The sequence below is a fragment of the Methylobacterium sp. BI1 genome, assembly GCF_056680125.1.
In genome coordinates this window covers 3,737,750-3,761,598 of the sequence record NZ_CM155267.1, presented here as the reverse complement: position 1 = coordinate 3,761,598, position 23,849 = coordinate 3,737,750, and the positions used below count along the sequence as shown (strand labels likewise).

General features: G+C 68.2%; 19 protein-coding genes. 13 read left to right on the top strand and 6 right to left on the bottom strand.

The annotated features are described in order from the left end of the window. The first annotated feature begins 337 nt into the window (after positions 1–337). The 4 genes from AC1MGR_RS17760 to panE all read left to right on the top strand — a co-directional run bounded on the left by AC1MGR_RS17760 (position 338) and on the right by panE (position 4,425). Complete coding sequence (locus AC1MGR_RS17760; RefSeq protein ID WP_480232419.1) at positions 338–1,240, top strand: DUF3313 domain-containing protein; 903 nt, start codon at positions 338–340, stop codon at positions 1,238–1,240. A 164-nt stretch (positions 1,241–1,404) separates the two neighbouring features. Beyond that, positions 1,405–2,898 (top strand): IMP dehydrogenase, encoded by a 1,494-nt coding sequence (gene guaB / locus AC1MGR_RS17755; RefSeq protein WP_108034713.1) that lies wholly within the window; start codon positions 1,405–1,407, stop codon positions 2,896–2,898. A 60-nt stretch (positions 2,899–2,958) separates the two neighbouring features. After that, positions 2,959–3,390, top strand: coding sequence for an MAPEG family protein (locus tag AC1MGR_RS17750; protein WP_480232418.1), 432 nt, complete (start codon positions 2,959–2,961; stop codon positions 3,388–3,390). Between the two features lie 78 nt (positions 3,391–3,468). Beyond that, entirely contained in the window at positions 3,469–4,425 is a 957-nt protein-coding gene (gene panE, locus AC1MGR_RS17745; protein ID WP_480232417.1) for a 2-dehydropantoate 2-reductase, read from the top strand. On the opposite strand, the gene AC1MGR_RS17740 is transcribed toward panE, so the two are convergent. Then, positions 4,419–4,592 (bottom strand): hypothetical protein, encoded by a 174-nt coding sequence (locus tag AC1MGR_RS17740; RefSeq protein ID WP_181017347.1) that lies wholly within the window; start codon positions 4,590–4,592, stop codon positions 4,419–4,421. The genes panE and AC1MGR_RS17740 overlap by 7 nt on opposite strands. Before the next feature lie 165 nt (positions 4,593–4,757). Here AC1MGR_RS17740 and AC1MGR_RS17735 point away from each other — a divergent pair, with 165 nt between their 5' ends. After that, entirely contained in the window at positions 4,758–6,059 is a 1,302-nt protein-coding gene (locus AC1MGR_RS17735) for an RsmB/NOP family class I SAM-dependent RNA methyltransferase (RefSeq protein WP_480234827.1), read from the top strand. A 58-nt stretch (positions 6,060–6,117) separates the two neighbouring features. Here the strand turns inward: AC1MGR_RS17735 and AC1MGR_RS17730 are convergent, their stop codons facing one another. Beyond that, positions 6,118–6,345, bottom strand: a complete 228-nt coding sequence (locus tag AC1MGR_RS17730; protein WP_480232416.1) for a hypothetical protein — start codon at positions 6,343–6,345, stop codon at positions 6,118–6,120. A 165-nt stretch (positions 6,346–6,510) separates the two neighbouring features. Between AC1MGR_RS17730 and guaA the strand changes: the two genes are divergently transcribed. From guaA to AC1MGR_RS17715, 3 genes are all read left to right on the top strand, one after another. Beyond that, complete coding sequence (guaA, locus tag AC1MGR_RS17725) at positions 6,511–8,067, top strand: glutamine-hydrolyzing GMP synthase (protein ID WP_480232415.1); 1,557 nt, start codon at positions 6,511–6,513, stop codon at positions 8,065–8,067. A gap of 432 nt (positions 8,068–8,499) precedes the next feature. Beyond that, positions 8,500–9,756 (top strand): efflux RND transporter periplasmic adaptor subunit, encoded by a 1,257-nt coding sequence (locus tag AC1MGR_RS17720; protein WP_108034717.1) that lies wholly within the window; start codon positions 8,500–8,502, stop codon positions 9,754–9,756. Positions 9,757–9,788: 32 nt separating this feature from the next. Continuing rightward, positions 9,789–12,959, top strand: a complete 3,171-nt coding sequence (locus AC1MGR_RS17715) for an efflux RND transporter permease subunit (RefSeq protein WP_480232414.1) — start codon at positions 9,789–9,791, stop codon at positions 12,957–12,959. A 252-nt stretch (positions 12,960–13,211) separates the two neighbouring features. On the opposite strand, the gene AC1MGR_RS17710 is transcribed toward AC1MGR_RS17715, so the two are convergent. Further along, on the bottom strand, positions 13,212–13,544 hold the full coding sequence (locus tag AC1MGR_RS17710; protein ID WP_108034719.1) for a hypothetical protein: 333 nt from the start codon (positions 13,542–13,544) through the stop codon (positions 13,212–13,214). A 264-nt stretch (positions 13,545–13,808) separates the two neighbouring features. After that, positions 13,809–15,431, bottom strand: a complete 1,623-nt coding sequence (locus tag AC1MGR_RS17705) for an ABC-F family ATP-binding cassette domain-containing protein (protein WP_480232413.1) — start codon at positions 15,429–15,431, stop codon at positions 13,809–13,811. Positions 15,432–15,620: 189 nt separating this feature from the next. Between AC1MGR_RS17705 and AC1MGR_RS17700 the strand changes: the two genes are divergently transcribed. Genes AC1MGR_RS17700 through AC1MGR_RS17690 form a run of 3 tightly spaced genes read left to right on the top strand, consistent with a single transcriptional unit; the run spans position 15,621 to position 19,007 of the window. Continuing rightward, entirely contained in the window at positions 15,621–17,495 is a 1,875-nt protein-coding gene (locus tag AC1MGR_RS17700) for an MHYT domain-containing protein (RefSeq protein WP_480232412.1), read from the top strand. 35 nt (positions 17,496–17,530) lie between these two features. Further along, positions 17,531–17,944, top strand: coding sequence for a response regulator (locus AC1MGR_RS17695; RefSeq protein WP_056212883.1), 414 nt, complete (start codon positions 17,531–17,533; stop codon positions 17,942–17,944). A 13-nt stretch (positions 17,945–17,957) separates the two neighbouring features. Next, positions 17,958–19,007 carry a sensor histidine kinase gene (locus AC1MGR_RS17690; RefSeq protein WP_480232411.1) on the top strand — a complete coding sequence of 350 codons (1,050 nt, stop codon included), beginning with the start codon at positions 17,958–17,960 and terminating at the stop codon, positions 19,005–19,007. Positions 19,008–19,014: 7 nt separating this feature from the next. Here the strand turns inward: AC1MGR_RS17690 and AC1MGR_RS17685 are convergent, their stop codons facing one another. Further along, positions 19,015–20,475, bottom strand: coding sequence for an FAD-binding oxidoreductase (locus AC1MGR_RS17685; protein ID WP_480232410.1), 1,461 nt, complete (start codon positions 20,473–20,475; stop codon positions 19,015–19,017). Between the two features lie 124 nt (positions 20,476–20,599). Next, positions 20,600–21,610, bottom strand: coding sequence for a 1-aminocyclopropane-1-carboxylate deaminase (locus AC1MGR_RS17680; RefSeq protein ID WP_480232409.1), 1,011 nt, complete (start codon positions 21,608–21,610; stop codon positions 20,600–20,602). A 154-nt stretch (positions 21,611–21,764) separates the two neighbouring features. Here AC1MGR_RS17680 and AC1MGR_RS17675 point away from each other — a divergent pair, with 154 nt between their 5' ends. Both AC1MGR_RS17675 and AC1MGR_RS17670 read left to right on the top strand, forming a co-directional pair. Next, positions 21,765–22,229 carry an Lrp/AsnC family transcriptional regulator gene (locus tag AC1MGR_RS17675; protein WP_055953482.1) on the top strand — a complete coding sequence of 155 codons (465 nt, stop codon included), beginning with the start codon at positions 21,765–21,767 and terminating at the stop codon, positions 22,227–22,229. A gap of 273 nt (positions 22,230–22,502) precedes the next feature. Next, on the top strand, positions 22,503–23,762 hold the full coding sequence (locus AC1MGR_RS17670; protein ID WP_480232408.1) for a D-serine ammonia-lyase: 1,260 nt from the start codon (positions 22,503–22,505) through the stop codon (positions 23,760–23,762). Positions 23,763–23,849: the final 87 nt, after the last annotated feature.

The window sequence follows — 23,849 nt, the reverse complement described above, 5'->3', positions numbered from 1 at the left end:
ACATAGGACCGCCCGGACATTTTGGGACCGCTCAGGCCTCTCGGGACTGCTCAGGCTTTTCGGGTGCCCCGTACCGGCAAAAGTGATGACGCGGCGAACGCCCGCTCGGTGACGAATCGCACGGGATGAAAGCGGCATGTCGCACGTGCAGGGCCCAGGGCTGCGGGCGGCGTGGCCCTGCGGCCACAACGGTCCAGCATCGGACGGCAACGGACGGCGTGCGCCTTTCCACAATGTTGCTGGAGCCGCTAAGCTCGACGGCATGATCGGACGCTGCTCGACTCCGCCGCTTGAGTCGTGCCGTGCGCCCTCCACCGCGTCCCCAAGAAAGTCACCGATGCTTCCGAGGTTCGAAGATCGACGCAGGCTGGCAGGCTTCGTCTCCTGCCTCGCCCTGGCGACTGCCGTCGCCGGCTGCGGGACCGTGGTGCTCACGGAATCCGGCGCCCTGACCCGGTACGACCGCCTCGCCGCCAGCGACGAGACGGCCAGCTCCTCGCGCATCTTCGTCGATCCGGCGGCCCTCGCGGCCACCCGGACCGTGCGGATCGTACCCACCGCCTTTTCCGAGGTCGTGGCCCCGGGCCTGACACCGGCCGAGCGCAAGCTCGTCGCCAACGCGGCCGACCGGGCCCTCTGCTACGAGCTCTCCCTGCGCTACGACGTGGTGTCCGGCCGCAAGGCCGACCTCACGGTCCGCTCGGCCGTGACACGGATCGACCTCACCAACGTGCCGGCGGCCGGCGCCACCGTGGCGACCTCGGCCGGTATCACCATCGCGTCCCAGCTCGGCGCCGGCTTCGCGACGGCCGTCGGCCGCATCCCGATCCCCCGCATCCCCATCGGTCTCGGCAGCCTGACGGTGGAGGCCGAAGCCCTCGACAGTCGCAACGTGCAGCGGGCCGCCATGGTCTGGGGCGGTGCGAGCAACGCCTTCACCAACCAGGCCCGGTTCTCGCCGGCCAGCGACGCCTACGACCTCGCCGGCGAGTTCGGCCAGGATTTCGGCTTCTACCTCGCCACCGGGCAGGATCCATTCAAGGCGCCGCTCACCCTGCCGACCTACGACCGCGTCCGCATCACCACCCTCGGCGAAGCGCCCCTCGACCCGGATTGCGAGGCCTTCGGCCGCGCACCCGGCCTCGACGGCATCCTGGGAGACTATGTCGGTGCGCCGCCGGAATGGACCGACAAGGGACCGGCCGAGGGCCTGCCGGGCGCCCCCCGAGGCGTGCGCTAGGCGCAACCCCCACCGGAGAACGGCGCCGAGGGCGCATTTTCCTGTCGGAGGCGCACATCGGCGGCTTTGCGCCGGTTCCTCGCGCATGATACTGGCCCGTGCCAACCCAGTGACGTCGGAACGCCCGCAAGGCCCCGACGCAGCACCCGTTCCGGAGTTGGTACATGGCCCGCATCACCGCTGATTCGATCATCGAGGGCCTGACCTTCGACGACGTCCTGCTGCGCCCCGCGGCCTCCTCGGTGATGCCCACCGACGTGAAGGTCGCGAGCCGGCTCACCCGCTCGATCCACCTCAACCTGCCGATCCTGGCTTCGGCCATGGACACCGTCACCGAAGCGCCGATGGCCATCGCCATGGCGCAGAACGGCGGCATGGGCGTCATCCACCGCAACCTCGAGCCGGCCGAGCAGGCCGAGCAGGTCCGCCTCGTCAAGAAGTACGAGTCGGGCATGGTGCTGAACCCCATCACCATCCACCCGGACGAGACCCTGGCGGACGCGTTCTCGCTGATGAAGCAGAACCGCATCTCGGGCATCCCGGTTGTGGAGCGCGGCCCCAACGGCTCCCGCGGCAAGCTCGTCGGCATCCTCACCAACCGCGACGTGCGCTTCGCCACGAACTCGTCCGAGACCGTCGCCGACCTGATGACCCGCGACCGGCTCATCACCGTCCGCGAGGGCGTCAGCCAGGACGAGGCCAAGCGCCTGCTGCACCAGTTCCGCATCGAGAAGCTGCTCGTCGTCGACGACCATTACCGCTGCATCGGCCTCATAACGGTCAAGGACATCGAGAAGCAGGTCGCCTATCCGGGCGCGGTCAAGGACGAGCAGGGCCGCCTGCGGGTCGCCGCCGCCACCACTACGGGCGACAGCGGCTTCGAGCGGGCCGAGCGCCTCATCGATGCCGGCTGCGACGTCATCGTCGTCGACACGGCCCACGGCCACTCGATCAAGGTGCTCGACGCGGTGCGCCGGGTGAAGCAGCTCTCCAACGCCGTGCAGGTGGTGGCCGGCAACGTCGCCACGCGCGACGGCGCCCAGGCCCTGATCGATGCCGGCGCGGACGCGATCAAGGTCGGCATCGGCCCCGGCTCGATCTGCACCACACGCATCGTCGCCGGCGTGGGCGTGCCGCAGCTCACAGCCCTGATGGAAGCCGTCGAGGCCGCCCACGGCGCGGACGTGCCGGTCATCGCCGACGGCGGCATCAAGTACTCGGGCGACCTCGCCAAGGCGATCGCGGCCGGCGCCTCCGTGGCCATGCTGGGCTCGCTGCTCGCCGGCACCGACGAGGCCCCGGGGGAGGTGTTCCTGCACCAGGGCCGCTCCTACAAGAGCTACCGGGGCATGGGCTCGGTGGGCGCCATGGCCCGCGGCTCCGCCGACCGCTACTTCCAGGCCGAGGTCAGCGACACCCATAAGCTCGTTCCCGAGGGCATCGAGGGGCAGGTCCCCTACAAGGGTCCGGTGGCGGCGGTGCTGCACCAGCTCGCCGGCGGCCTGCGCGCCGCCATGGGCTATGTCGGCGCCCCGACGATCCCGGAGTTCCAGGAGAAGGCGCAGTTCATCCGCATCACCAATGCGGGCCTGCGCGAGAGCCACGTCCACGACGTGACCATCACCCGCGAGAGCCCGAACTATCCCGGCCGCGCCTGACCCGCGCCGCGCGCGCCCGTGCCGGACCTCCGGCCGGGCCGCCGCTCGATAGGAATCGCCGTGTCCGTCCAAGCCATCCTGGCGCCCGTCTTCGCCCAGGTCTTCCTCACCTTCGCGCTGCTGTTCTGGACCGGGCGGATGCGCCTCTCCGCGGTGCGCGGCGGCGCCGTGAAGGGCCGAGAACTGACGCTCGGCCAGCGCGACTGGCCGGCCCCGGCCCAGCAGGCCGCCAACACCTTCTCGAATCAGTTCGAGATCCCGGTGCTGTTCTACGTCCTCGTCGGCCTCGCCCTGGCCACCCGCAAGGCCGACCTGCTGTTCATCATCCTGGCCTGGGTCTTCGTCGCCACCCGCTTCGTCCATGCGGGCGTCTATCTCACTTCGAACCACATCCCGCACCGCTTCCGCGCCTACGCCGCCGGCACGCTGGTGCTGCTGGTGATGTGGATCCTCTTCGCGTTCCGGATCTACCTGGCGCCGATCGGCGTCTGACCCCGGGACGATGACGCGGCCTGACGGATGGGTGGCCGCATCGGGCCGCGATCCGCGAACGACGAAAGGGACCAGACCATGCGCGTGCTCGTTGTCGGCGCCGGCGCCACCGGCGGATATTTTGGCGCGCGCCTCGCCGAGGCCGGCCGCGACGTCACCTTCCTGGTCCGGACAGCCCGCGCGGCGAAGCTCGCCGAGGCCGGGCTGACGGTCGAGAGCCCGGCCGGCAACCTGCACATCCCGGCGCCCCGGACAGTGACCGCCGCCGACCTCGCCGCCGGCCAGGGCGGCGCCTTCGACCTCGTGCTGTTTTCGTGCAAGGCCTACGACCTCGACAGCGCCATCGCCGACGTCGCGCCGGCGGTGGGACCCGACACCGCGATCCTGCCCGTGCTCAACGGCATGCGCCACCTCGACGCGTTGGACATGGTATACGGTGCCCACCGCGTGCTCGGCGGCTCCTGCGCCATCGTGGCGACTCTCGGCCCAGCGGGCGAGATCCGGCAGATGAATCCGCTCCACACCCTCACCTACGGCGAGCGCTCCGGCGGCCGTTCCGCCCGGGTCGAGGCCATCGAGGCCCTGATGGAGGGGGTCAATTTCCAGCCCCGCCTCAGCGAGCATATGCTGCTGGAAATGTGGGAGAAATGGAGTTTCCTGGCGACCCTGGCCGGGGCCACTTGCCTGATGCGCGCCACCATCGGTGACATCATGGCCGCTCCGGGCGGACTCGCCTTCGTCGAAGCGCTGATGGAGGAGTGCCGGGCCATCGCCGAGGCCGCCGGCTACGCGCCGCGCCCCGGCGCGATGGACAACACCCGCAAAACCCTCACGGCCGACGGCTCGGCCTTCACCGCCTCGATGCTGCGCGACATCGAGGGGAGCGCCCGCATCGAGGCCGACCACATCATCGGCGACCTGATCGCGCGGGCCCCAGGCACGGCCGAGCATCCAGTGCTCGACCGCGTCTACACGCACCTGAAGGCCTACGAGAACCGCCGCGCCCGCGAGGCGGCAACCTCGAAGCCTCAGTAGCGCGGGCCGGGCGGCGGCGGCGGAGGCGCGCCGTATTCGAGCTGGGTCTTGGCATCAGGCCGGCGCGGGGGCGGCGCCGACAGGTCGGGGGCGTCCGGCGCCGTGGAACAGGCGGCGACCGCCAGCATTACGAGACCGGCGAGGCTGAGATGGATGACGGGAGACATGGGGTTCTCTAAAGCTCCGGGCGTCCGCTCCGCGCGGCACCGTGGTGCAAGCTGAGCCGTAAACGTGCCGGAAGCTCGACTGTATTGTGTCCGGCCGCCGCCCGAAGCGTGGCCGTATCGCGGCGACCGCCGACGGTGGCTGCCCAGGAACCCGAGGATCTTGCCCTGACGCCCCCCGCCCGCCTCTCCGCCGCCATCGAGGTCCTTGCCGATATCGCCGCGCGCCGCCGACCTGCCGCCGATGCCCTGAAGGATTGGGGTCTGAATCATCGCTTCGCCGGATCGGGCGACCGGGCCGCTATCGCCAGCCTTGTTTACGACGCCCTGCGTCGGCGTGCCTCCGCCGCCTGGATCATGGCCGACGAAAGCCCGCGCAGCCTCGTCATTGGCATGCTGCGACTCCAGTACGGTCTCGCGGCCCCGACCATCGCGGAGATGTTCAGCGGCGAGCGCTTTGCTCCAGAGCCCCTGACCGCGAGCGAACGGACATGCCTGACGGAAGGGACCTTGATTGACGCCCCCCTCCACGTTGCCGGCGATATTCCCGAATGGGTGCTCCCCTCCCTTGAGGCGACCTTCGGTTCCGAGACCCTCGACGAACTGCGTGCCCTCGGCCGACGCGCGCCCCTCGACATCCGCGTCAACACTCTCAAGCGCAGCCGTGCGGAGGCCCTGGTGGGTCTCGCCCACCTCACGCCGGAACCGACGCCGCACGCGCCCAACGGACTGCGTATCCCCATCGGTGATGACGGGCGGGGCCCCGCCCTTCATGTCGAGCCCGAATTCATCGACGGCTGGTACGAGATCCAGGACGAGGGCTCACAGATCGCGAGCCTTCTCAGCGGCGTTCGTCCCGGCGAGACCGTCATCGATCTCTGCGCCGGTGGCGGTGGGAAGACGCTGAGCCTCGCCGCGATGATGGAGAACTCCGGTCGTTTGATCGCCAGCGACGACGACCCGCGTCGGCTCGCCCCGATCCACGAGCGCCTGCGCCGCGCCGGCGCCATCGCGGAGATCCGCACGCCCCGTGCCGGAAAGGCGCGCAGTGACGTCCTCGGCGACCTCGACGGCCGTGCGGACCGCGTCCTCGTCGATGCACCCTGCACCGGCTCCGGCACCTGGCGGCGAAACCCCGATGCGAAGTGGCGGATGCGCCCGAATTCGCTGAGCATGCGCGTTGCCGACCAGGCTACGGTGCTCGATCGGGCGGCACGGCTAGTGCGTCCCGGGGGACGCATCACCTACATCACCTGCTCACTGCTCGCCGAGGAGAACGACGCATCCGTTGCCAGTTTCCTCGAGCGTCGGCCGGACGACTTTGCGGTGGTCTCAGCCCCCGAAGTTCTCGCCGCACACGCACCCGATCTCCGCTCTACCGTCCGCCTGACCCGGCACGGCCTCCAGATGAGTCCCGCCCGGACCGGTACCGATGGCTTCTACGTCGCAACCCTGGAGCGGCGGGCCTGAAACGAAGAATGGCCCCACAAGGGGCCATTCCGAACATCTGCTCAGGAGCAGCGGCGTTTTAGAAGCAGCGGCGCTTGCGCACCACGACCATCCGGCCCATCGGCCCACGGCGTTTCGTGACGACGGTCTTGCAACGGGGGCCGCGGATCACCGTGCGCTCGACGACGCGGACCCGCTGGATCCCGCTGGTCGGTGCGAGGCCGGCCGAGACGGGCAAGGCGGAAGCCGAGGTGGCTCCGAAACCGGCAAGGGCGAGGGTGGCGATCCCGAAGATGGTGGCTCTCATGGCTGAGGCTCCTGTTCGTTGCTGGGGGCGCACGGTGTCGACGCTTGGCGGTGAACACCGGGTTAACGGCCCCGCGCTCCGCATCCCCAGTCCGATACCGGCCGCGGGTCGGCTCTGCGGGCTGATCCGTTGCACCGGACCGAGGCCTCGTCTAACTCCGGTTCCATGACTACAGAGCACGATAAAATCCTCATCGTCGATTTCGGCAGCCAGGTGACGCAGCTCATCGCGCGCCGCGTTCGCGAGGAGGGCGTCTATTGTGAGATCGTCCCCTTCACCAAGGCAGCCGAAGCCTTCGCCGAAACGAAGCCCAGGGGCGTGATCCTCTCGGGCGGTCCCGAATCGGTGACCACCGAGGCCTCACCCCGGACCCCGCCAATCGTCTTTGATTCCGGCGTGCCGGTCTTCGGCATCTGCTACGGTCAGCAGACCATGGCAGCCCAGCTCGGCGGTGAGGTCGAGGGCGGCCACCATGCGGAGTTCGGTCGGGCCGAGATCGAGATCCTGTCGGATTGCCCCCTGTTCAAGGGCGTCTGGCACGTGGGCGAGCACTACCCCGTCTGGATGAGCCACGGCGACCGCGTCACGAAGCTGCCCGACGGTTTCACCACTGTCGCCATGTCGAAGAACGCCCCCTTCGCGGCGGTCGCGGACGAAGCTCGCAAGTACTACGCGGTGCAATTCCATCCGGAAGTGGCGCACACGCCGCATGGTGCCCTCCTGATCCGCAACTTTGTGCGCGACATCGCCGGCTGCTCCGGCGACTGGACCATGGGTGCCTACCGCGAGGAGGCGATCGAGAAGATCCGCGCGCAGGTCGGCGAGGAGCGGGTGATCTGCGGCCTGTCCGGCGGCGTGGATTCCGCGGTGGCGGCGGTGCTGATTCACGAGGCGATCGGCGAACAGCTCACCTGCGTCTTCGTCGACCATGGCCTCCTGCGCATGGGCGAGGCCGAGGAGGTCGTGCGCCTGTTCCGCGACCACTACAACATCCCCCTCGTCCATGTAGAAGCGCAGGATCTGTTCCTCGGCGAGCTGACCGGCGTCAGCGACCCGGAGCAGAAGCGCAAGACCATCGGGCGCCTGTTCATCGACGTGTTCGAGGCTGAGTCGAAGAAGATCGGTGGAGCCGCCTTCCTGGCCCAGGGCACCCTGTACCCGGACGTGATCGAGAGCGTCTCCTTCACCGGTGGTCCCTCGGTGACGATCAAGTCCCACCATAATGTCGGTGGCCTGCCCGAGCGCATGAACATGCAGCTGGTCGAGCCCCTGCGCGAACTGTTTAAGGACGAAGTCCGGGTGCTCGGAAAGGAATTGGGTCTTCCCGAAGCCTTCGTCGGCCGCCACCCCTTTCCGGGTCCGGGCTTGGCCATCCGGTGCCCCGGCACGATCACGCCCGAGAAGCTCGAAGCTCTGCGCAAGGCCGATGCGATCTACCTGGAGGAGATCCGCAAGGCGGGCCTCTACGACACGATTTGGCAGGCCTTCGCGGTGATCCTACCGGTGAAGACCGTCGGGGTGATGGGTGACGGGCGCACCTACGACCATGTCTGTGCCCTGCGGGCCGTGACCTCGGTCGACGGCATGACTGCCGATTTCTATCCGTTCGACATGGCCTTCCTCGGCCGCGTGGCGACGCGGATCATCAACGAGGTCAAAGGGATCAATCGCGTCACCTACGACATCACCTCGAAGCCGCCCGGAACGATCGAGTGGGAGTGAGGCGAAGGCGGGGGATGTCCAGAAAAATTTCTCCGTAAGTCGCAATGCCATCGGCGAAATAAATCGGCACCGGACGCGATAACCCTTGCCGCGCCACAATTGGCATGTAGTATACCAATGGTCCCTCCCAGGGATTCATGTGACGCAACTTTAACCCCGCAGGCCTTAGGGTCCGCGGGGTTTTGTCGTCCGGACCTTCAGCCGCTGCGCAGGCAGAAGGCCGGGCGACAGCCCAATATTCGGGGATCTCTCGATCTGTCATAGCAGCCTACTCCATTGGGTAAGGATGCCACACCGGTCACGCGATACACGACGCGACCAAATCGTGAATCGGCCACGCTTGTATCTCGGGCGGCGGCCCTCTACAGACCGACGCGCCATCCGACCGGATCGGATTAGTGCATAAACGCTAAGACGTGCGAGATTGATTCGATGACTGAGCCTCAGGGTTCGTTCGCTCCACTCGCCGGGCTGAAGCATCGCACCCAAATTTCCATTCTGTTAGTCGCCTCAAGTCTTTGCGTTGCTGGATTTTTGTGGCTGCCGGGCACGTTTGCGGGGGCCGCGACGTCACCGACGCCAGCGGCCGTCACGGTTGCGCCGCCGAGCAATGGTGAATTCATCCTCACCCCGGATCAGTTGGCCGCCATTGACACCGAAACGGTGGAGCAGCGCCTGTTCTACGAAGAGATCACCACCGAGGGTAAGATTGGGGTCGACGAGTATCAGGCCACCCCGGTGTTCTCCCCCTATCCGGGGCGGGTCATCGCCATCTTCGCGCGCACCGGTGAGCAGGTGAAGAAGGGCGAGCGCCTGTTCTCGATCCAGGCCAACGAGATGGTCCAGGCGCAGAACGACTATCTCGCGGCCTTGAACGTCTTGGCCAAGGCGCGCTCACAGCTCGGCTACGCCCAGGCCGCCGAGAAGCGCCTGCACGATCTCTATGACTCTCGGGTCACCACCCTACGCGAGCTCCAATCCGCGCAGAACGATCTCAACACGGCGACCAACGATGCCCGGACGGCCGAGGTCGGATTGGAGGCCGTACGCAACCGGCTGCGCATCCTCGGCCTGCGTGACGACGAAGTCGCCAACCTGCAGAAGGGCTCCATCAATCCCGAGACGGCGATCAACGCGCCGCTGAAGGGAACGATCATCCAGCGCAAGATCGGACCGGGCCAGTATGTCGGCACCGGGGGCAGCGACCCCTCGTACATCATCGGCGACCTGTCGAAGGTCTGGCTGATCGCACAGCTTCGCGAGCCGGATGCAGCGAAGGTCGATCTCGGCGATCGTTTGAAATTTCGGGTGCTCGCCTATCCCGACAAGGTGTTCGAGGGCCGGATTAACTTCATCGGATCGTCTGTCGACCCCACCACTCGCCGAATCACGGTTCGCGCCGACATCGACAACACACAGAATCTGCTGAAGCCTGAGATGTACGCCACCGTGCGCATCATCAACGAGCGCGAGAGCCTGTCGCAATCGGTGCCCCGAGCGGCGGTCGTGCTTGAGGGCAGCAAGGCGAGCGTCTGGGTGTTGAGGGCCGACAACACGGTCGAGAGCCGCAGGGTCAAACCCGGCATCATCGACGGAAGCAAAATCGAGATCCTCGAAGGTCTGGCGACCGGCGAGCGCGTCATCTCGCGCGGCTCCTTGTTCATCGACCGGATGGTGACCCGGGGCTGATCAGTCGGCTCCCGGCAGCAGGAACCCAACGCATGACCGGCCTCGTCCATCTCGCGCTGCGCCAGCGTGCCCTGGTGGTTCTCGCGTTCGTGCTGCTGCTGGCCTGCGGGCTGGTGGCCTTCCGAACCCTGAACATCGAGGCCTATCCGGACCCGACCCCGCCGATGATCGACGTGATCACGCAGGCCCCAGGCCTGTCGGGCGAGGAGATCGAGCGCTACGTCACCGTGCCGATCGAGGTCATCACCTCCGGCTTGCCGAATTTGAAGCAGGTCCGCTCGGTCTCCCTCTACGGGCTGTCGGACGTGAAGCTGCAATTCGGCTTCGAGTTCAGCTATCGCGAGGCGGAGCAGCAGGTGCTGAACCGGCTGGCCCAACTCGACGCCCTACCCAACGGCGCCAAGCCGACCATCTCCCCGGTGAGCCCCATCGGTGAGATCTTTCGCTATAAGCTGACGGCACCGGCGGGCTACAGCGTCCTCGACCTGAAATCCCTGCAGGACTGGGTGCTTCGCCGACGCTTCCGCGCCGTGCCGGGCGTCATCGACGTCATCGGCTGGGGCGGCAAGACCAAGACCTTCGACATCGCCGTCGACCTCGACCGTCTCACGGCCTACGGGCTGACGCTGTCCGGCGTCGTGAAGACCCTGAACGACAGCAACCTGAACGTCGGCGGCAATCGGATCAACCTTGGCACCCAGTCTGCTGTAGTACGCGGCGTCGGCCTGATCCGGTCGACGGACGACATCGGCGAAACGGTGCTGACGCAATCGGGCGGCGCACCGGTTCTGGTCAAGGACGTTGCCACGGTTACGATCGGGCACCAGCCCCGCCTCGGCATCGCGGGCATGAACGACGACGACGATATCGTCCAAGGCATCGTGCTGATGCGGCGCGGCGAGGAGAGCACGCCGACCATCGAGGCCGTCCAGGCGGAGGTGGGACGTATCGAGGCCATGGGCCTGCTGCCGCCGGGCGTTCGAATCGAGCGGATCTACGACCGGGCCGATCTCATCGCGGTCACCACGCACACGGTGCTGCACAACATGTTGGTCGGCATCGTGCTGATCCTGATCGTGCAGTGGCTCTTCCTCGGCAACCTGCGCAGCGCCCTCATTGTGGTGGCGACGATTCCCTTCGCGCTGTTCTTCGCCGTCATCATCCTGGTGGTGCGTGGCGAGTCGGCCAATCTACTCTCCGTCGGCGCCCTGGATTTCGGGCTGATCGTCGATGGCACGGTGATCATGGTGGAGGCGATCTTCCGGCGGCTCTCCGGTCACGGCGCGCCGACCGGGGAGGTGGTCCGGCCGGGCCTCGCCGGCAAGCTTCTACGGATTCGCCAAGCCTCCGGGGACGTCAGTCGCTCCATCGTCTTCGCGGCGATCATCATCGTGACGGGCTTCCTGCCGCTCTTCACCCTGACGGGGGTGGAAGGCCACATCTTCGGACCGATGGCGCAGACCTACGCCTATGCGCTGCTTGGCGGCCTCATCGCCACCTTCACAGTGACGCCCGTCCTCTCCGCCTACCTGCTTCCAGCCCATGTCGAAGAGGTCGAGACGATTCTCGTGCGGACCCTCGACCGACTTTACCGCCCTGCCATCCGCGCCGCCCTGGGCAATCGCATTCTCACCCTCGGCCTTGCGCTACTGCTCACCGCCGGCGTCGGCGTGGCGGGGCGCCAGCTCGGCCTGGAGTTCCTGCCCAAGCTCGAGGAGGGCAATCTCTGGCTGCGGGCCACCATGCCGGCGACGATCTCGCTGGAGGAGGGCAACCTCTACGTCAACCGAATCCGCCGCATCATCGCAGCGGTGCCGGAGGTCGAGAGCGTGGTCTCGCAGCACGGTCGCCCGGATGACGGTACCGACGCCGCCGGCTTCTTCAACGGCGAGTTCTTCGCGCCGCTCAAGCCCGCCGAGAAGTGGCGTCCGGGCATGACCAAGGACCGGATGGTCGGCGATCTCCTCGACCGGCTGCGCACTGACTTCCCCGGCGTCGAGTTCAACGTCTCGCAGTATCTGCAGGACAACGTCGCCGAGGCTGTTTCCGGCATCAAGGGCGAGAACTCGTTCAAGGTGTTCGGATCAGACCTCGAAACGTTGACGGAGGTCGCCAACCGCGTCGAAGCGGTGCTCCGCAAGGTGCCCGGCGTCACCGACCTGGGGGTGTTCACCTCGCTCGGGCAGCCCACGGTGCAGATCGACGTCGACCGGGTCCGTGCCGCGCGCTACGGCCTCACCCCAGGCGACATCAACGCCACGGTCCGCACCGCCATCGGCGGCGACAGCGCCGGCGACCTCTACGACAGCGGTTCGGATCGGCACTATCCCATCGTCATCCGCCTCGCCGAGCAGTTCCGCCAGAGCGTGGCGTCGATCCGCAACCTGCGCATCTCCGGCCAGGGTCCAAACGGAGTGCTGATGCAGGTGCCCTTGAGCGAGGTCGCCCAGGTCGCCCTGGTCTCGGGGCCTGCCTACATCTATCGAGAAGGTCAGGAGCGCTACCTCCCGGTGAAGTTCAGCGTCCGCGACCGTGATCTCGGCAGCGCGATCCTGGAGGCGCGCGAGCGCGTCAACGCCGAGGTGGCCCTGCCGCGGGGCTACCGCCTCGAACTCGTGGGCGAGTTCAACAACATGCAGGGCGCCCTGGCGCGCCTGTCGGTGACGGTGCCGATCGCGATCGGCCTCATCGCGATCCTGCTGTTCATGAACTTCGGCTCGGTGATCGACATGCTGTTGGCGCTCAGTGTCGTCCCGATGGCGGCGGCCGGCGGGGTCCTCGCCCTGGTGATGACCGACACACCGTTCAGCGTCTCGGCGGCAATCGGATTCATCGCGCTTCTCGGCATCGCTGTGATGGACGGCATCATCGTGCTCTCGCACTTCAATGGTCTGATTGCCGAGGGGGAGGAGCGGGTACGCGCGATGCTGCGAACCTGCCACACGCAGCTCCGGCCCGTGGTGATGACCTGCGTGGTGGCCGGCGTCGGCCTCCTTCCCGCCGCCTTCTCGAACGGCGTGGGCTCGCAGGTTCAGAAACCCCTGGCGCTGGTCGTGGTCGGCGGAATGACCCTGGCGCCGCTCCTCATCCTGCTGATCCTGCCGGTGCTCATCCTCACGCTATCGCGGAGAAGGACCGAATTGGCCGAGGACGAGGACGTATCATCGGCACCAGCCTCAGCGCCGACTTCGGTCACCGCTTGACCTTGGCCAAACTGCGCGCCGTCGCACGACCGTTGGCTGGGCTCACGTAAGATCAGAGGGGGAAATTCGGGGGAGCGACCGAAGGGTGCTGGTCGTTTCGTCGTACCCGTGACGAGGCAGCGGGCGCGCGAACGTGGCGCATTGGCAAAGCCGCTCCGACGGTGGTCGGCATTTCGCTCCCGCGACGATCGCTCGGGCAGCACTACGACCCGCCCGGAAGCGGGTCGGTTGTAACACTGGCGCAGAAGGCGCTCAGTTGTTGATGGTCAGCGTGGCCTTTGTCACCGGCATCTCCGGCGGGGTCGCGTCCGCGATCTGGCCCGTCGTCGGATGGGGGGTCTGAGCATTCATCCAGTCTGCGCCGATCTGCACCGACAGCAGAAGCAGCAGCGCTGCCATCAGGGCATTCGCAGCGCGCTGGAAGGGACGAACGGACAGCCGCACAGCCGCCTCCAGTCGATCGGCGTCCGTCGGCGCGGAGACCATCCGGTCCGAGATCGGAAGGAGCCACGGCTCACTCGGAAGAGCCTGCAGCCCTCCCATTTCGTGAGCGCCCGGCAGGTTCTGGAACAGTCCGCTGGACATATCCGTACTCCTGGTTGGTGAGTGGCAGCCGAGTGTGGAAGGCTGATCGTTCATATTCAGTTAATCTGACTTTTTGTTCATTTCAAGTTCAGGGTCGGAATGCGCCTCCTATTCATCCGCCTCCCTGTGCCCGATCGCACTCTCCACGCGCGCTCCGCGAGACGATCCGTCCATCCCGGCATCCCGATTCATGCGCGGTGCGGATCGCGCAACCGAGCCCTCGCGGGCATAGCGGTCATGCCGGCCGAACCATCCCGCCGACCGTCAGCTTCGCAGTCCCGGCGCCTCCTGGCCCGTGCGTGCGACGTATTCGGTATAGCCGCCGCCATACTGATGAATCCCGTCCGGGGTGAGTTCGAGGACGCGATTGGAGAGGGCGGCGAGGAAGTGCCGGTCGTGGCTTACGAACAGCATCGTACCCTCGTAGTTCGCCAGGGCGGCGATTAGCATCTCCTTGGTGCCCATGTCCAGGTGGTTGGTGGGCTCGTCGAGGACGAGGAAGTTCGGCGGATCGTAGAGCATCCGCGCCATCACGAGGCGGGCCTTCTCGCCACCTGAGAGGACGCGGCAGCGCTTCTCGACGTCGTCTCCCGAGAAGCCGAAGCAGCCGGCGAGGGCCCGGAGCGAGCCCTGGCCCGCCTGCGGGAAGGAATTTTCCAGGAACCCGAACACCGTGCGGTCGCCGTCCAGCACGTCCATGGCGTGCTGAGCGAAGTAGCCCAGCTTGACGCTGCCACCGACCGCGACGCTTCCATCGTCGGGCTCGGCGGTTCCAGTCACGAGCTTGAGAAGCGTGGACTTGCCGGCCCCATTGATGCCCATCACGCACCAGCGCTCGCGGCGCCGGATGGAGAAGTCGAGGCCCTCATAGATCGTGCGGCTGCCGTAGCGCTTATGCACGTTTTTGAGCATCACGACGTCGTCGCCGGAGCGGGGGGCGGGCAGAAATTCGAAGGCGACGCTCTGGCGGCGCTTCGGCGGCTCGACTCGCTCGATCTTGTCGAGCTTCTTCACCCGGCTCTGCACCTGGGCGGCGTGGGAGGCTCGTGCCTTGAAGCGTTCGATGAACTTGATTTCCTTGGCGAGCATCGCCTGCTGGCGCTCGAACTGGGCCTGCTGCTGCGTCTCGTTGAGCGCCCGCTGCTGTTCGTAGAAGGCGTAGTCGCCTGAATAGGTCGTCAGCTGTCCGCCATCGATCTCGACGATCTTCGTGACGATGCGATTCATGAACTCTCGGTCGTGCGAGGTCATCAGCAGGGCGCCTTCGTAGCCCTTCAGGAAGGCTTCGAGCCAGATCAGGCTCTCCAGGTCGAGATGGTTGCTCGGCTCGTCGAGGAGCATGACGTCGGGATTCATCAGGAGGATGCGGGCGAGCGCCACCCGCATCTTCCAGCCGCCCGAGAGCTTTCCGACGTCACCGTCCATCATCTCCTGAGAGAAGCTGAGGCCCGCCAGCACTTCGTAGGCCCGCCCCTCCAGGGCGTAGCCGTCGAGCTCCTCGAAGCGGGCCTGAACCTCGCCGTAGCGCTCGATCAGCGCCTCCATCTCGTCGGCCCTGTCCGGGTCGGCCAAGGCCTGCTCGACCTCCTTCAGCTCGGCCCCGATCTCGCTGACCGGGCCGGCGCCGTTCATGACTTCGGAGACCACGGTGCGGCCGGACATCTCTCCGACATCCTGGCTGAAATACCCGATGGTGATTCCGCGATCCGCGGCGACCTGACCCTCGTCGGGCTGCTCCTCGCCGGTGATCATCCGGAACAGCGTGGTCTTGCCGGCACCATTGGGGCCGACCAGACCGACCTTCTCGCCCCGCTGAAGGGCGGCCGAGGCCTCGATGAAGACAATCTGGCGGCCGTTCTGCTTGCCGATTTTTTCGAGGCGGATCATGGGATGCGGATCACGGGGTCACACGGAAGTTCGGGCGGGTGCTGCGGCCTTACGGCATGCGGGCCCGGAGGGGTAGTGCAGCCCGGTACCGCGCCGGCACCTTCGCCCGGCTCGAGGCCGATGGTCCTCGCGACGAAGACCCGCTAAGCTGGCGCTTTCACGGTCAGAACGGTCTCTCCGCGCGCCCCGATGGTCCACACCGGCTACAATGCGGCGCTCGTCGCCCTGTCCGTCACGATCGCGATCTTCGCCTCCTACACCGCACTGGATCTCGGCGGCCGCGGCCGGGTCTCGGATGGCGGGCGCCGCTGGGCCTGGATCGCTGCCGCCGCCTGCGCGATGGGCGGCGGGATCTGGTCGATGCACTTCGTCGGCATGCTGGCCTTCGAGATGGGAATGCCGGTCGCCTACGAACTCGGGACCACGGCGCTGTCCCTCGGGCTGGCCATCGCCTGCACCGGTGCCGCCTTCGGCTGGATCAGCCGGCAGGGCGCGACGCGGCGCGACCTGTTCGTCGCCGGCTCCGTCATGGGCCTGGGGGTGGCCGCGATGCACTACACCGGCATGGCAGCGATGCGGATGCCGGGCCATCTGACCTATACTTGGCCGCTGGTTGCGCTCTCGGTCGCCATCGCGGTCACGGCGGCGACGGCCGCCCTTTGGCTCACCCTGCGCCAGAACAGCGTCTGGCAGAGGCTCATCGCCGCCACCGTGATGGGGTTGGCAGTGGCGGGCATGCACTACACCGGCATGGCCGCGGCGACCTTCACGGCCGAGGGAGCCGGTACGCATGCGACCGGTCTCAGCGCCGCGCAGCAGAACCTCGCCCTCGCGGTCGCCGGTGCGACCTTCCTGATTCTGTTCCTGGCGATGCTCGCCTCTTCCTTCGACCAGCAACGGGTCCAGGGCGACCTCCAGGCCAGCGAGGCGCGGTTCCGTGCTGCTGTGCAGGCCGTGCGCGGTGTGCTCTGGACCAACGACGCGGAAGGCCGGATGCTCGGCGAGCAGCCGGGCTGGAGCGCGATCACGGGGCAGAGCCGGGCCGACTACGAGGGTTATGGCTGGGCCAAGGCCGTCCACCCCGACGACCAGCAGACCAGCATCGAGGCGTGGAACGAGACCGTCCGTGCGCGCCGGACCTTCGTTCACGAGCACCGGGTGCGCTCCGCCGATGGCGCCTGGCGCCACTACGCCATTCGCGCCGTGCCGGTGCTGCAGGACGATGGATCGATCCGCGAATGGGTGGGCGTCCACACGGACATCACCGAGCAGCGCCAGGCCGAAGCCGAGCTCCGGGAATCCAACGAGGAGATCCAGCGCTACGCCTACATCGTCAGCCACGACCTGCGCGCGCCCCTCGTGAATGTCATGGGGTTCACGAGTGAGCTGGAAACGACCCGCGAGGACGTCCGTGCCGCCCTGCAGGGGCACCCGCAGGCGGAGCGGATCGATGCGGATCTCGGTGAGGCCCTCGATTTCATCAAGGCCGCGGTGACGCGCATGGAGCGCCTGATCGCCGCCATCCTGAAACTGTCGCGGGAAGGGCGGCGCAGCTTCACGCCGGAACGCCTCGACATGACGAGCCTGCTGCGCCGACTCGCCGATGCGCAGCACCACCAGACCGAGCAGGTGGGTGCCCGCGTCGTCGTCGCGCCGGACCTGCCCCGCCTCTTCGCGGACCGGCTGGCCATCGAGCAGATCTTCGGCAATCTCATCGACAACGCGGTGAAGTATCTCGACCCGTCACGGCCGGGGCGGATCGAGATCGAGGGGCAAGTCCTGGGGGGCGGCCGCGTCCGCTACAGCGTTGCCGATAACGGACGTGGCATCGCCGAGCGGGACCATGCGCGGGTCTTCGAGTTGTTTCGGCGCTCCGGTGCCCAGGACAAGCCGGGGGAGGGCATCGGGCTCGCCCACGTCAAGGCGCTGGTCCGCTCCCTCGGCGGGCGGATCGAGGTCGCGTCGGAACTGGGGGTTGGCACAACCTTCAGCGTGACGCTGCCGCGTGAGACCGCTACAGGTCAGGGACAGGACGGGCCGCCGATGCGGCTCGCCGCCGAATAGGTGCGGAGCGAAGCGTGAACGCCGTCGAAATCGTCATGATCGAGGACGATGAGGGCCATGCCCGCCTGATCGAGCGCAACATCCGCCGCGCCGGCGTGAACAACACCATCCTGCCCTTCCGGGACGGGACGTCGGCGCTCGAATACCTCCTGGGTGCCGACGGTACCGGCGAGGCGAGCGCCAAGCGCCACCTGCTGATTCTCCTCGACCTGAACCTGCCGGACATGACCGGGATCGACATCCTCGAAAAGGTGAAGGCGAACACCCACACCAAGCGCTCGCCCGTCGTCGTCCTCACCACGACGGACGACCAGCGCGAGATCCAGCGCTGCTACGACCTCGGCGCGAACGTCTACATCACCAAGCCCGTCAACTACGAGGGCTTCGCCAACGCCATCCGGCAGCTCGGGCTGTTCTTCTCGGTCATGCAGGTGCCGGAAAACCCATGAAGTCCGCCCGCTCATGACCGAGCCCGCGCCTCCCGGCTGCGGTCGCGTCCTCTACATCGACGACGACCCCGGCCTGGGGCGGCTCGTGCAGCGCGCCCTCGCGGCGCGAGGCTACGCCGTGGAGCTCGCCCTCGACGGCGATGCCGGACTGGCGCGTCTCGGACAGGGCGGCGTCGACGTGGTCGCCCTGGATCATCACATGCCCGGCCAGACCGGCCTCGACATCCTGCCCGCCATCCGCGCCCTGCCGGAGGCGCCGCCGGTGGTCTACGTCACCGGCTCGGAGGACAGTCGCGTCGCGGTGGCGGCCCTGAAGGCGGGGGCCGTCGACTACGTCTGGAAGGATCTTCAGGGCCAGTTCCGCGAGCTCCTCGGCGAGGCGATCGATACCGCCCTGCGGCAGGAGGCGCTGCGGCGGGACAAGGAGCGGGCCGAGCAGGCGGTGCGGGAGGCGCGCGACCGGGCCGAGATCATGCTGCGGGAGGTCAATCACCGCGTGGCCAACTCGCTGGCGCTGGTGGCGGCGCTGGCGCACATGCAGACCAACGCGGTAACGGACCCGGCCGCGAAGGCCGCGCTCCGGGAGATGCAGGCCCGGATCTCGGCGATCGCCGGCATCCATCGCCGGCTCTACACCTCCGACGACGTCGAGGCGGTGGACCTCGACGCCTACCTGGCGAGCCTCGTGGAGGAGCTCCAGGCGGCCATGAAGGCGGCCGGGCGCGACCACGCCATCCGCCTCGATGCGGCCCCGGTGCGGCTCGCCACCGACAAGGCCGTCTCGGTCGGCGTGGTGGTCACGGAGCTCGTCACCAACGCCTACAAGTACGCCTATCCCCCTGAGGCGTCAGGAGAAATCCGGGTCTCCGTCGCCCGCCAGGGGACGGAGGGCCTGACCCTGACGGTGGAGGATGACGGCATCGGCTGGACCGGCGAGGGCCAGCCGCGGGGCACCGGCCTCGGCTCCCGGATCATCCGGGCGATGGCGGCGAACCTGCGCTCGGCCCTGGTCTATGGCGGCGGTCCGATCGGTACCCGGGCGACGCTGTCGTTCCAGGACTGAGGAATCCTCAGACCAGGGCGCCGGCATTCATGATTCCCTCGGGGTCGAGGGCGTGCTTGACCGCCGCGATCAGGCGCAGGCGGGCAGGATCCGCGTAGCGCTCCAGGAGGTCGCGCTTGAAGCGGCCGATGCCGTATTCCGCGCTATATCCGCCGCCGTATTCCAGCGCGATCGTGTAGAGGTCGTGCGCGAAACCCGCCTCGATCTCGCGCGTGAACGCGACGCGGTCACGGCCCGCCGGCACGACGAGGTTGTAGTGCAGGTTGCCGTCGCCGACATGGCCGTAGACCGAGAGCCGGACGCCCGGCAGGCGCTCGGCGAGCAGGGCGGCCCCGCGGTCGAGGAAATCGGTGAGCCGGGAGATCGGCACCGCGATATCGTGCTTGACCGATCCGCCGGCATGCTTCTCGCCCTCGGGAATCGTTTCGCGGACCGCCCAGAAGGCGCGGCGCTGGGTTTCGGACTGGGCCAGCACCGCGTCGACGACCCAGCCCCGTTCCATCAGGACCTCCAGGCATCCCATCAGCACGTCGTCGAGGGGGATGCGGTCCGAGGAGGCGGTGAGCTCGAGCAGGACGGCCCCGCCGGGTCCGGCCTTCAGGCCGGTCTCGGCGCCGCGCATCTCCGTGACGAGGCCGAGGGAGGAGGCGGAAATCAGCTCGAAGGTCGAGGCGAGGTCGGAGGTTTCCCGGCGCACCAGGGCGGCCATCTCGGGGATCGGCGCCCCTTCGGCGAGCTCGAGCCAGGCGGTGGCCCGCTGGCCCTGGGCCGGCCAGAGCTTCAGGACCACGCCGGTGATGAGGCCAAGCGTGCCCTCGGCGCCGATGAAGAGCTGCTTCAGGTCGTAGCCGATGTTGTTCTTGCGCAGGGTCCGCATGTCGGAGAACAGCGATCCGTCCGGCAGCACCACCTCCAGGCCGAGGACGAGGTCGCGGGCCATGCCGTAGCGCAGGACCTGGAGGCCGCCCGCATTGGTGCCGAGGTTGCCGCCGAGGCGGCAGCTGCCTTCGGAGCCGAGGCTCAGCGGCAGGAACAGCCCGTCGGCGTCGGCGGCCTTCTGGGCGTCCGCCAGGATGGTGCCGGCGTCGCAGGAGAGGGTGAAGTTCAGGGGGTCGACGGCACGGATGCGGGTCATCCGCTCCAGGCTGACCACGAGCTGGCGGCGGCCCGGCTCCGGCGTCGCCCCGCCGACATAGCCGGTGTTGCCGCCCTGGGGCACGAGGCCGAAGCCCCGGGCCCGGGCCAGCCCGACGAGCGCCTGGACCTCTTCCACGCTGCGCGGGCGCAGCACGGCGGGGGTCTCGCCCTGCATCAGGTCGCGCTGGTCGCGGGTGTAGCGGGCCGTCAGGGCGGGGTCGGTGAGGACCCCGCCGGGACCGAGCAAGGCCTCGAAGGGGGCGAGGGCGTCGCGGTCCGGCAACGATTCCGGCAGGGATTCCGGCAGGGATTCCGGCATGGATTCCGGCATGGAGCGGGGCTCTTCGTGGCTGGGTTCGGCCTTCGGGACCGGACCATGTCGCGCGGGCGCCCCGAAAGGAAGCGCCTGGCTTTCAACGGGCCGGAAGTGTCAGCCCCGTGACGAACCCGGCAACTCAGCCGTTGCGGAAGGTATAGCTGTAGCCGTTGAGCGCCGGGGCGCCGCCGAGATGGGCGTAGAGCACCTTCGAACCCTTGGGGAAGAAGCCCTTCTGCACGAGGTCGATCAGGCCCTGCATCGACTTCCCCTCGTAGACGGGGTCGGTGATCATGCCTTCGAGGCGCGCCGAGAGGCGGATGGCCTCGACCGTCTCCTTCGAGGGCACACCGTAGACCGGGTAGGCGTAGTCCGCGTTGAGCACGATGTCGTCGGCCGTGATCGCCGGGGCGCCGATCAGCTCGGCGGTGTTGCGAGCGATCTCCAGCACCTGCGCCTTGGTCTGGGCCGGGGTGCAGGAGGCGTCGATGCCGATGACGTTGCGGGCGCGCCCGTCGGCGGCGAAGCCCACCACCATGCCGGCATGGGTCGAGCCGGTGACGGTGCAGACCACGATGTAGTCGAAGTGCAGGCCCATCGCGGCCTCCTGGGCGCGGACCTCCTCGGCGAAGCCGACGAAGCCGAGGCCGCCGAACTTGTGCACCGAGGCGCCGGCCGGGATCGCGTAGGGCTTGCCGCCCTTGGCCTCCACGTCGGCGATGGCCCTCGTCCAGCTGTCGCGGATGCCGATGTCGAAGCCGTCCTCCACCAGCTGGGTCTCGGCGCCCATGATGCGCGACAGCATGATGTTGCCGACACGGTCGTAGACGGCGTCCTCGTGCGGCACCCAGGCCTCCTGGATCAGCCGGCACTTCATGCCGATCTTGGCCGCCACCGCCGCCACCATGCGGGTGTGGTTGGACTGCACGCCGCCGATGGTCACCAGGGTGTCGGCCCCGCTCGCGATGGCGTCGGGCACGATGTATTCGAGCTTGCGCAGCTTGTTGCCGCCATAGGCCAGGCCGGAATTGCAGTCCTCGCGCTTGGCGTAGATCAGCACGTCGCCGCCGAGATGGGCGGACAGCCGCGGCAGGTGCTCGATCGGGGTCGGGCCGAAGGTGAGGGGATAGCGCTCGAATGTCGACAGCATGGGCGGGGTCCTTCGTGGTCAGCCGGAAGAAGCTAGCAAACGCGGTGCGAAAGGTGCTCTCGAAATCGGAGCTCGAATTTTGCAAGCTCGGGCCGGCGATGGCTTTCGACGCTTCTTCGTTGCGTCGTTGATGCCTGCGACGAAAGGATCTTTCATGGACGCCGGGCTGGACCGCATGGACCTGAAGATCCTGCGCCTGCTCCAGGCGGACGGGCGCATGGGCAATGCCGAGATCGCCAAGCGGGTGAACACCAGCGCGGCCACCTGCCACCGGCGCATCCAGCGCCTGTTCGACGAGGGCTACGTCCGGGGCGTGCGGGCGCAGATCGCGCCGGAGAAAGTCGGGCGCGGCTCCCTGGTCATGGTGGGCGTGGTGCTGGACCGCTCGACGCCCGAGAGCTTCGCCGCCTTCGAGGCCGCGGCCCGGGCGATGCCGATGGTGCTCGACTGCCACCTCGTGGCCGGCGACTTCGACTACTTCCTGAAGATCCGCGTCTCCGACATGGCGGATTTCAACCGCCTCCACAGCGCAACCCTGATCGCCCTGCCGGGGGTCCGCCAGACCCGCACCTTCTTCGTGATGAAGGAGGTGGTGGACAATGCACCGCTGGACATCTGAGACGGGTGGCGACGGGGTGGTGCGGCTTGCCCGGGAAGGCTGCCGCTCCGACGGGGCGGTCCCGTCAGGGCCTGGACGCGTTCCCCTGCCCCTCGAGGGGAGGGGTCAGGGGTGGGGGTGGCTCCGCCGGTCTCCGAAGGTTTAGGGTCACCCAACCACCCCCACCTCCAGCTCCTCCCCACAAGCGCGACGGATCTCGGGCAGGCCCGAGATCCGCTGGGAAGAGGGTCCCGTCGCCCTCACACTTCCAACCACCGATCAAGGTCCACGCCCATGTCCGATCAGCCGCAGGGAATTCCGGAGGCCGTGCGTGCGGGGCGTCCGACGGTCTGGCACAACCCGCGGGTCCGGTCGGCGGCCGAGGTCCTGCCCGGGCTCGCCTTCGGTCGCGCCGAGGTTCGCGACGCGGAGGCGCGCTGGCGCCGGTTCGATCCGCTGCTGAAGGCGCTGTTCCCCGAACTCGAGACCGGACGAATCGATTCGCCCTTGCTGCCGCTGACGCCGGAGGTCGCGGCCCATCTCTGCGGCGGCGACGCACCGGCCGTCTGGGTGAAGTCCGACCACGACCTGCCGGTGACGGGCTGCATCAAGGCGCGCGGCGGCGTCTACGAGGTGCTGGTCACCGCCGAGCGGCTGGCCCTGGCGCGGGGCTGGCTGCCCGCGGGCGAGTCCTACGCACGCTTGGCCGAGCCCGAGATCCGGGCGGCCTTCGGGGCCTTCACCGTGGCGGTGGGCAGCACCGGCAATCTCGGCTTCAGCGTCGGGGTGATGGCCCGCGCGCTCGGCTTCCAGGTCGAGGTCCACATGTCCCACGACGCCAAGGCCTGGAAGAAGCAGCGCCTGCGCGACATCGGGGCCCGGGTGGTGGAGCATGCGGGCGATTACGGCAGCGCGGTCGCGGCGGCGCGGGACGCCTTCGGAAACCGGGCGGACGCGCATTTCGTCGACGACGAGAGTTCGGTCGACCTCTTCCTCGGCTACGCCGCGGCGGCCTTCGACCTGGAGCGCCAGCTCGCGGCGGCCGGCATTCCGGTCGATGCCGCGCATCCCCTTGTGGTCTACCTGCCCTGCGGGGTCGGGGGTGCGCCCGGGGGCGTCACCCTCGGGCTGAAGCTCCTGTTCGGTGACGCGGTGCACTGCGTCTTCGTCGAGCCCGTCGCCGCCCCCTGCATGCTGGTGCAGCTCGGCGCCGGGCTCGACCGGCCGGTCAGCGTCTACGACATCGGCCTCGACAACCGCACCGCCGCCGACGGCCTCGCGGTGTCGAGCGCCTCGCTCCTCGTCGCCGGCACCGTCGGCCCGCTCATCGCGGGGATCGTCACGGTGACGGATTCCGCGCTGTTCGCCGGGGTCCGCGACCTCTGGCAGCGGGCGTCCCTGCGCCTCGAACCGTCCGCCGCCGCCGCCTTCGCGGCCCTCGGCCCGACGCTCAGCGCCCGGCCGGACTGGCGCGCAGCCACCCAGGTGGTGTGGACCACCGGCGGGGCGCTCCTGCCCGAGGCGGAATTCCAGAAGGCACTGGCCGCGGCCTGAGCGGTTTCGGGATCGGGGTGGGGGCAGCGCCGCCGGGTCCGACCCCAGTACCGCGTCATCCCGGGGCCGCGCAGCGGAACCCGGGAT

Coding starts and splice junctions, on each gene's coding strand:
- AC1MGR_RS17695 (WP_056212883.1), top strand. CDS start 17,531: ATGATCGAGGACGATGAGGGCCATGCCCGCCTGATCGAGCGCAACATC.
- AC1MGR_RS17740 (WP_181017347.1), bottom strand. CDS start 4,592: ATGTCTCCCGTCATCCATCTCAGCCTCGCCGGTCTCGTAATGCTGGCG.
- AC1MGR_RS17700 (WP_480232412.1), top strand. CDS start 15,621: ATGGTCCACACCGGCTACAATGCGGCGCTCGTCGCCCTGTCCGTCACG.
- AC1MGR_RS17680 (WP_480232409.1), bottom strand. CDS start 21,610: ATGCTGTCGACATTCGAGCGCTATCCCCTCACCTTCGGCCCGACCCCG.
- AC1MGR_RS17710 (WP_108034719.1), bottom strand. CDS start 13,544: ATGTCCAGCGGACTGTTCCAGAACCTGCCGGGCGCTCACGAAATGGGA.
- AC1MGR_RS17670 (WP_480232408.1), top strand. CDS start 22,503: ATGTCCGATCAGCCGCAGGGAATTCCGGAGGCCGTGCGTGCGGGGCGT.
- AC1MGR_RS17715 (WP_480232414.1), top strand. CDS start 9,789: ATGACCGGCCTCGTCCATCTCGCGCTGCGCCAGCGTGCCCTGGTGGTT.
- panE (WP_480232417.1), top strand. CDS start 3,469: ATGCGCGTGCTCGTTGTCGGCGCCGGCGCCACCGGCGGATATTTTGGC.
- AC1MGR_RS17760 (WP_480232419.1), top strand. CDS start 338: ATGCTTCCGAGGTTCGAAGATCGACGCAGGCTGGCAGGCTTCGTCTCC.
- guaA (WP_480232415.1), top strand. CDS start 6,511: ATGACTACAGAGCACGATAAAATCCTCATCGTCGATTTCGGCAGCCAG.
- AC1MGR_RS17675 (WP_055953482.1), top strand. CDS start 21,765: ATGGACGCCGGGCTGGACCGCATGGACCTGAAGATCCTGCGCCTGCTC.
- AC1MGR_RS17720 (WP_108034717.1), top strand. CDS start 8,500: ATGACTGAGCCTCAGGGTTCGTTCGCTCCACTCGCCGGGCTGAAGCAT.
- AC1MGR_RS17705 (WP_480232413.1), bottom strand. CDS start 15,431: ATGATCCGCCTCGAAAAAATCGGCAAGCAGAACGGCCGCCAGATTGTC.
- guaB (WP_108034713.1), top strand. CDS start 1,405: ATGGCCCGCATCACCGCTGATTCGATCATCGAGGGCCTGACCTTCGAC.
- AC1MGR_RS17730 (WP_480232416.1), bottom strand. CDS start 6,345: ATGAGAGCCACCATCTTCGGGATCGCCACCCTCGCCCTTGCCGGTTTC.
- AC1MGR_RS17685 (WP_480232410.1), bottom strand. CDS start 20,475: ATGCCGGAATCCATGCCGGAATCCCTGCCGGAATCCCTGCCGGAATCG.
- AC1MGR_RS17690 (WP_480232411.1), top strand. CDS start 17,958: ATGACCGAGCCCGCGCCTCCCGGCTGCGGTCGCGTCCTCTACATCGAC.